Source organism: Actinocorallia lasiicapitis (genome assembly GCF_054778695.1).
Genome location: NZ_BAAGZI010000321.1, coordinates 1 through 6,902, shown reverse-complemented (window position 1 = coordinate 6,902; position 6,902 = coordinate 1). Strand labels below are relative to the sequence as shown.

Below are 6,902 nucleotides of genomic sequence, written 5' to 3'. Positions count from 1 at the left end.
GCCGCGGCCGTGCGGGCGGGCGCGCGCGACGGTGCGCTCGCCGCCCGGCACATCGCCGCCGTCGATCGGCTGGTCACCGCGTGGCGCGGGCAGGGTCCCGTCGACCTGCCCGGCGGGGTTTGCGCGTTCCGGCGGTATGGCAAGCTGCAATGGGGACCGGCCGAAGTGGCCGGAGGGGAAGCAAACGCCGAAGAAAGGCAATAGGGGTGGACGAGAAGGACCTGGGCACTGACCTCGCGAAGGTGCTGATCTCGGAGGACGAGCTTCAGGCCAAGATCCGGGAGCTCGCCGCCCAGATCGACAAGGACTACGAGGGCAAGGACCTGCTGCTCGTGGCCGTCCTCAAGGGCGCCGTGATGGTGATGGCGGATCTCGCCCGCGCGCTGCACAGCCATGTGTGCCTCGACTTCATGGCGGTCTCGTCCTACGGTTCGGGCACCAAGTCGTCCGGCGTCGTCCGGATCCTCAAGGACCTCGACACGGACATCTCCGGCAAGAACGTGCTGATCGTCGAGGACATCGTCGACAGCGGGCTGACCCTGTCGTGGCTGATCGACAACCTCAAGACGCGCCAGCCGGCCAGCCTCGAGGTCTGCGCGATCCTCCGCAAGCCCGAAGCCGTGAAGACCGAGATCGACGTCAAGTACATCGGGTTCGACATTCCGAACGAGTTCGTCATCGGTTACGGCTTGGACTACGCGGAGAAATACCGGAATCTCCCGTTCGTCGGCACGCTCGCACCGCATGTGTACAGCAACTGATCGTTGGGAACTACCGGAGCTGCCCAAGCGTTGGCAAGACGCTGGAGATCGCTGGCTGCAAGGCTCGCATCGTCCGGTGTACCTTCAGTAGCTAGCTTTCCACAGACGTTGGTCAGGAGGGACGGTCCCCGCCCGGGGTTGCCGCACATATGGACGTGAAGCGCTACTTCCGCGGACCACTGCTGTGGGTCCTGCTGTTCGGGATTCTCGTCGCCCTCGTGATGTGGGGCGTCAATCCTGGAACCACCTACGACAAGGTCGACACCTCGCAGGTCGTGTCGGCCATCCAGAACGGCCAGGTGACCTCTGCCAAGGTCGTCGACAAGGACCAGGTCATCCAGGTCAAGACGACCGACGGCAAGAACCTCCAGGCCAACTGGGTCGACGGTCAGGGCCTTCAGCTCCAGAACCAGCTCCAGGAGCAGGTCAAGGCCGGCAAGACCCAGTCCTACAAGGTCGACGTCCCCAAGCAGAGCCTGCTGCTGAACCTCGTGTTCAGCCTGCTGCCGCTGATCGTCATCGTCCTCATCTTCCTGTTCATCATGAACCAGATGCAGGGCGGCGGCTCTCGCGTCATGAACTTCGGCAAGTCCAAGGCCAAGCTGATCACCAAGGACACGCCCAAGACCACCTTCGCGGACGTCGCCGGCGCGGACGAGGCGATCGAGGAGCTCAAGGAGATCCGCGATTTCCTTCAGAACCCGGCCAAGTTCCAGTCCATCGGAGCCAAGATCCCCAAGGGCGTGCTGCTGTTCGGCCCGCCCGGAACCGGCAAGACCCTGCTGGCGCGCGCCGTCGCGGGCGAGGCCGGGGTGCCGTTCTACTCGATCTCCGGTTCCGACTTCGTCGAGATGTTCGTCGGTGTGGGCGCCTCGCGCGTCCGCGACCTGTTCGAGCAGGCCAAGGCCAACGCGCCGTCGATCATCTTCATCGACGAGATCGACGCCGTCGGCCGGCACCGCGGTGCGGGCCTGGGCGGCGGTCACGACGAGCGCGAGCAGACCCTGAACCAGCTTCTGGTCGAGATGGACGGCTTCGACGCCAAGGGCGGCGTGATCCTGATCGCGGCCACCAACCGTCCCGACATCCTCGACCCGGCGCTGCTGCGTCCGGGCCGGTTCGACCGCCAGGTCACCGTGGACCGTCCCGACCTCGAGGGCCGCAAGGGCATCCTGCGCGTCCACGGACGGGGCAAGCCGTTCGCGCCGGACGTCGACCTCGACATCATCGCCCGCCGCACCCCCGGTTTCACCGGTGCGGACTTGGCGAACGTCATCAACGAGGCCGCGCTGCTCACGGCGCGCTTCGACCGCAAGCTGATCGACATGGACACCCTTGAGGAGTCCATCGACCGCGTCATGGCCGGCCCTGAGCGCAAGACCAGGGTCATGTCCGAGGCCGAGAAGAAGATCATCGCCTACCACGAGGGCGGCCACGCCCTGGTCGCGCACGCTCTTCCCAACGCCGACCCGGTCCACAAGGTCACGATCCTGCCGCGCGGCCGCGCGCTGGGCTACACGATGACCCTCCCGATGGAGGACAAGTTCCTCACCACCCGTTCGGAGATGACCGACCAGCTCGCCATGCTGCTGGGCGGCCGCACCGCTGAGGAGCTCGTCTTCCACGAGCCCACCACCGGCGCTTCGAACGACATCGAGAAGGCCACCTCGATCGCCCGGAACATGGTCACCGAGTACGGCATGAGCGAGCGTCTCGGCGCCCGCAAGTTCGGCTCCGGCAACGGCGAGGTGTTCCTGGGCCGCGACATGGGCCACGAACGCGACTACTCCGAGGACATCGCCTCGGCGATCGACGACGAGGTCCGCCGGCTGATCGAAGGCGCCCACGACGTCGCCTGGGAGATCCTCACCGAGTACCGGGACGTCCTGGACCATCTGGTGCTCGAGCTGATGGAGAAGGAGACCCTCTCCAAGGATCAGGTCCTCTCGGTCTTCGCCCCGATACGCAAGCGCCAGAAGGTCAACTCCTACACGGGTTACGGCAAGCGGCTCCCCTCGGAGCGCCCGCCGGTCCTCACCCCGAAGGAACTGGCTCTGACGGCTCCCGCCATCGAGATCGTCGAAATCACCGAAACCCCGACCGACGATTCGGACGCCTGACAGTTACGCGTAGGGTGTCTGTTATGAGTGATGTTCCGGAGTTCGACCACGCAAGGATCGAGAAGGCCGTACGGGAGATCCTGTACGCCATCGGCGAGGATCCCGACCGTGACGGACTCCGGAACACCCCGTCCCGGGTGGCCCGCGCCTACGCCGAGCAGTTCGCCGGCCTCCGCCAGACCCCGGCCGACGCCCTCACCACGGTCTTCGAAGCCGACCACGAGGAAATGGTCCTGGTAAAGGACATTCCTCTTAATTCGACCTGTGAGCACCACCTGCTTCCGTTCGTCGGGGTCGCGCACGTCGGCTACACCCCCAACGAAAAAGGGCAGATCACGGGCCTTTCCAAGCTCGCGCGCCTCGTCGACGTCTACGCCCGCCGCCCGCAGGTCCAGGAGCGTCTGACCAGCCAGATCGCGGACGCCCTGATGGACAATCTCGAGCCCCGCGGCGCGGTCGTCGTCATCGAGGCCGAACACATGTGCATGACGATGCGCGGCGTCCGCAAGCCCGGCGCCAAGACCATCACCTCCGCCGTCCGAGGCGACTTCCGCACCAGCGCCCAGACCCGCGCCGAAGCCATGTCCCTCATCCTCGGCCGCCCCTGACGGGTCGCGTCAGCCGACGCCCCGTTCTCCTCACCGGAGCCGCCTCTTCGGGTTCCGATCTTCGCTGTGCCGGAACCCCACAGCGGGACGGCGAGTCCAACTGGGAGCGGGTTCCGGTCCGGGGACCGAGGCGAATGGGGTCGTGTGATCAACGTTCCGGGTGCTGCGGAGGACATTCCCTGGGTCGACGCGCAGCCCGGCGGGGTCGGCGTGATCGTGTCGTGGCGGAACGCCGCGGGAGCGGTGCGGCTGGCCACCGCGGGCACCGACCGGACGGTGCGGATCTGGGATCCGATCGCCGGACGTTCGGTGGGCGAGCCGCTCGTCGGCCACGAGGCCGTGGTCGGGATCCTGACCTGCTGGCAGGGGCCGGACGGAAGGCATCTCGTCGCCTCGGCGGGTGAGGATCACGGCATCCGGATCTGGGATCCGGAGACCGGGGAGGCCGAGCTGCCTCCGCTGACCGGGCACACCGAGTGGGTGATGGGCCTCACGAGCTGGACCGGCCCCGACGGGCCGCGGATCGCGTCGGCGAGCATCGATCGGACGGTCCGGATCTGGGACGCGCTGACCGGAGCGCCGGTCGGGCAGCCGCTGGAGGGCCATACCGAGGGGCTGTGGGCGGTCGTCTGCTGCACGATGCCGGACGGCTCGGTCAGGCTGGTGTCCGGCGGCGACGACGGGATGCTGCGGTTCTGGTCGGCCGAGACCGGCGAACCGCTGCTCGATCCGGTCGAGGCGCACGTCCCGTCCGGCCTGCTGGGGTTGCACACCTGGACGGACGTGGACGGTGCGGTCCTGGTCGCCTCCGGCGGCGTCGACGGCTCGGTCAAGATCTGGGACGCCACGACCGGAGCCCAGCTCGGCTCCACGCTCTCGGGCCACCGCGCGACAGTGCGTTCCCTGACCACCTGGATCGACCGGGACGGCAGACCGCGGCTGGCTTCGGCCGCCGCGGACGGCACCGTCCGCCTCTGGGACACGGATTCCTTCAGCCAGACGGGCCCTGCGCGGACCGGCCACTCCGGCTGGATGCCGGCGATCACCACGTTCGAGGGGCCGGCGGGCGAGGTCTGGCTGGCCTCGGCCGGAGACCAGGGCACGATCCGGCTCTGGGATCCCGAGACCGGCGACGACGTCGCGACTCCGCTGGTCGGCCATGTCGCGGGAATGTGGGCCCTGACGAGCTGGGTCCTGCCGGACGGCAAGGCCAGGGTCGCCTCCGGTGGCGACGAGGCGGTGATCCGGGTCTGGGATCCCGAGACGGGGCTGCCGATCGGTTCCCCGCTGGTCGGCCACACCGCCGGGATCTGGGCGCTGGAGGCGTGGATCACCGATGAAGGCGGGGCCTGTCTGGCGTCGGCGGGCGACGACGGCACGCTGCGGCTGTGGGACACGGAGTCCGGGACCGCGCTCGGCGAACCGCTGGACATCGGTTCGGCGTGGACCCCGGCGTTGGCGCACTGGCGGACTCCGGACGGCGGCCACCGGCTCGCGTCGGGGAGCATCGACGGGAAGGTGCGCGTCTGGGATCCGGAGTCACGGGAGCCTCTCGCGGTGTACACCGCGACCGAGTCGAGCTGGGTGCTCGCCCTCACTTCGCGCACGGACGAGGAGGGCCGGCTGACCCTCGCCATCGGGCTCAGCGACGGCACCGTCCAGATCTGGGATCCCGCCGCGGACACGGTTCTGGCGACCCTCACCGGCCACACCGACTGGGCTCGCTCCCTGACCTCCTGGCAGGGCCCGCGCCCCGGTCTCGCCTCCTCGAGCTTCGACCACACCGTCCGGGTCTGGTGGCCTGAGCCGACGGGGTTCGAGGCCGTCGAGCTGGCAGGCCACAGCGCGCGCGTCGGCTGTGTGACCGGCTGGCTCGACGCCGAGGGCAGGCCCTTCCTCGCCTCGGGTAGCGACGACGACTCGATCCGGGTCTGGTCGGCGGAGGAGGGGCGGCCGCTGGGCGAGCCGCTGCTCGGGCACACTTCGGGCATCTGGGCGATCACCAGCTGGTCGACGGAGCAGACCGGTCCGCGGCTGGCGTCGGCCGGCTACGACGGGACGGTCCGGCTGTGGGATCCCATGGCGGGGGTGGCGATCCGGACGATCGAGGTCGGACCGGTCGCTATGTGGGGGCTGTCGGACGCGCCGGCCGGCCAGGACACGCTGGGCCGCAGCTCCCTGGCGGAGGCGATCGCGGACCAGATCTACCGTCCGCTGAACGCCGATCCGCTCGACGACCCGGGTGCGGCCGTGGTCAGCGTCGAGGGGCCGTGGGGCTCGGGCAAGAGCACGCTGATGGGCATGGTCCGCGACCGGCTCCCGGCGGAGCTGCGGCCCGAGCCGGTCACCGCCCCGAACCGGCGGTTGACCGTCCGGCGGGCGATGCTCATGATCAAACGGCATGGCAGGACCGAACGGACGGTCCGGCCCGCCACACCGAACCGGGGAGTGATCACCGCCTGGTTCAACCCGTGGACGCACCAGTCGGGCGAGCAGGTGTGGGCGGGGCTCGTCAACGAGATCATCGGTGCGGCGCGGGCCGTCCTGTATCCGAGCGACGGGGCGCGTGAGCACTACTGGTTCGAGCGGAACCTCGACCGGGTCGACCGTTACTCGATCCGGCGGGCGCTGCTGCGCCGGATCGTCTCGCCGCTGCTCGGGGTCGGTCTCGGCGCGACGGTGCTGCCGATCATCCTCGGGGTGGGCGAGCTGAACCACTCGGTCGAGGCCTTCGGGCACTCCTGGTCGGCGACGGCCCTGGCCCTGATCGGCGCCGCACTGTTCCTGCTCGCGGGGCTCGCCCACACGGCCTGGCTGTACCTGTTCCGTTCGGCGGCGCCGTTCCTGCCGGGGGAACTGTTCCACATCCCGGTGCTGGACCGGGTGAGCGTCACCGACGTCCGAGGGAACACCGAGACCTTCTCCGATCCGCTCCGCCGCGCCCAGGCGGGCTCGCTCTACCTGCTCCAGCACAACGTGGGCGACATCCTCGGGGACCTGCGGGCCCGCGGCTACGACCTGGTCGTGTTCGTGGACGACCTGGACCGGTGCCGTGCCGGCACGGTCGCGGAGGTCTTCGAGGCGATCAACCTCTTTCTCTCGTCGATCTCGAGCGGGAGCGACTTCAAGGCCAGGTTCGTGGTCGGGTTCGATCCCACCGTGATCGCGGCGCATCTGGATTCCCACTTCGAGCTCAACGGGGCGGCCCAGGCGCTGAGCGGTGAGGACATGACGCCCGGCTGGTCGTTCCTGCGCAAGCTCGTCCAGCTGCCCGTCGTGGTGCCGCAGATCGACGACGCCGGGATCCGGTCGTTCGTGGACACGGTGACCGGGAGCCCCCGGGCCGCCGTCGCGCCGGTTCGGGTGCCCGCTCCGCGTGCGGGCAGCGGTTCCGCGCCGGATCGCCCGGCCGG

General features: G+C 69.2%; 5 protein-coding genes. All 5 read left to right on the top strand.

Features of this window, described 5'->3' with window-relative positions; all coding sequences use genetic code 11:
- Positions 1-204: TilS substrate-binding domain-containing protein (locus ACYVE7_RS26200; RefSeq protein WP_460368158.1), on the top strand; the 204-nt coding region annotated here is incomplete at its 5' end.
- A gap of 2 nt (positions 205-206) precedes the next feature.
- Complete coding sequence (hpt, locus tag ACYVE7_RS26195) at positions 207-761, top strand: hypoxanthine phosphoribosyltransferase (RefSeq protein WP_460368155.1); 555 nt, start codon at positions 207-209, stop codon at positions 759-761.
- A gap of 149 nt (positions 762-910) precedes the next feature.
- Entirely contained in the window at positions 911-2,881 is a 1,971-nt protein-coding gene (gene ftsH / locus ACYVE7_RS26190; RefSeq protein ID WP_460368153.1) for an ATP-dependent zinc metalloprotease FtsH, read from the top strand.
- Between the two features lie 23 nt (positions 2,882-2,904).
- A complete protein-coding gene (gene folE, locus ACYVE7_RS26185; RefSeq protein ID WP_460368151.1) occupies positions 2,905-3,489 on the top strand; it encodes a GTP cyclohydrolase I FolE in 585 nt (194 codons plus the stop codon).
- A 144-nt stretch (positions 3,490-3,633) separates the two neighbouring features.
- Positions 3,634-6,902, top strand: a 3,269-nt coding sequence (locus ACYVE7_RS26180) for a P-loop NTPase fold protein (protein ID WP_460368148.1), incomplete at its 3' end; no start/stop codon positions are given.

What these genes read in the sequence shown, in the direction of transcription:
- ftsH (WP_460368153.1), top strand. Translation starts at nt 911, where the DNA reads ATGGACGTGAAGCGCTACTTCCGCGGACCACTGCTGTGGGTCCTGCTG.
- folE (WP_460368151.1), top strand. Translation starts at nt 2,905, where the DNA reads ATGAGTGATGTTCCGGAGTTCGACCACGCAAGGATCGAGAAGGCCGTA.